Consider the following 1127-nt stretch of genomic DNA (forward strand, 5'->3'; position numbering starts at 1 on the left):
AACGGTTTTGTATATGATTTCGTTGCGTGTTTCAGCAACTAATTTAGCAAATACAAACCGAATAGAAAATCCGCGAGGATTTTCGTAAGTAGGAGTGTACTAGCAATGAATTATATACGTTGTTAGCTACAGTTTTTTATTTTTTCTGTTGCTTCTTTCAGTTTCTCCGAATTAAATCCTTTAGTCAATTCAGTTAAAATTAGGCTTTCTTTTATTCCATTTTCCAATCCGTTTAATGATTTGTCATCATCGATGATTAGAAAGTCAGACGCTTTAAATTCCGTTATAAATTTCTGAATTTCTTCTTTTCGGTTTTTACAATCCGAGTATTCTGGTAGAAATCCGACGATTTTTTTATTTATTCCACGATTTTTGAAAATCAGATTGAATTCAGTCAGAGTTTTCACAGTTCGTCGAGTTGAACTTAACCAAATATCAAATTCTGCAAGAGTCAGAAGTCGATTTAAGTTTTCCACACAAGATTCATTAAATTTAGAATATCCATCCGAGCCAATTTGGTCAGCTTTCCAAGATGGATTTGTTATTAAAACTCCATCTAAATCTAATATCAAAAGGTTGTCGTTACTCAAATTGCTAACCACTGTTTTAATATGTCAAAATTTTGATAACTAAAAAGGTGAAAAGTCCGAAAGTTGTCAAGATTGACAGAAGTGACCTTAAGTTCTGTCGACTTATCATATCTCCATATTTTTTCACGTCTTTATTTAAATCTAAATCCCATTCCATTCGTTTTGCAGCGTGTCTATAGATTTCCATTTGCCAATATTCCAAAAACATTAAATAAATCAAATTTGCAATTGGTAGAATAGCCATCCAAAGACTTAATATTGGTTCATCAGTCGGAAATTTACTCAATCCAAGAAATGCCGCTATGAGCATATTGTTGAAATTGAATAGCTTGTCGTGAATTCGGTCAAAAGTCGATTGTATTTTTTTAGTAGCATCTTCTGCTTCTCTTTCAAACTTTTTTAATATCCCATCACTTTCCGCCGTCATTTCATTTGTACTAACACGAGCTTCATTTTTAGCAAGCAGTTCTAAAATCCGTTGTAATATTTTATTTGTTTCTTTTGATTCGCTCATTTTCACAAATTGTAGCTAACGGT

Annotated in this window: 2 protein-coding genes; both read right to left on the reverse strand. The window is 32.2% G+C overall.

Annotated elements, in window-relative coordinates; genetic code table 11:
• Window positions 1-122 precede the first annotated feature (122 nt).
• On the reverse strand, window positions 123-590 hold the full coding sequence (locus ACKWB9_RS15620) for an HAD domain-containing protein (RefSeq protein WP_414003942.1): 468 nt from the start codon (window positions 588-590) through the stop codon (window positions 123-125).
• A gap of 16 nt (window positions 591-606) precedes the next feature.
• Window positions 607-1104, reverse strand: coding sequence for a hypothetical protein (locus tag ACKWB9_RS15625; RefSeq protein WP_414003943.1), 498 nt, complete (start codon window positions 1102-1104; stop codon window positions 607-609).
• Between the last annotated feature and the right edge of the window lie 23 nt (window positions 1105-1127).

The organism is Maribacter spongiae (assembly GCF_047345125.1).
Classification (GTDB): Bacteria; Bacteroidota; Bacteroidia; order Flavobacteriales; family Flavobacteriaceae; genus Maribacter.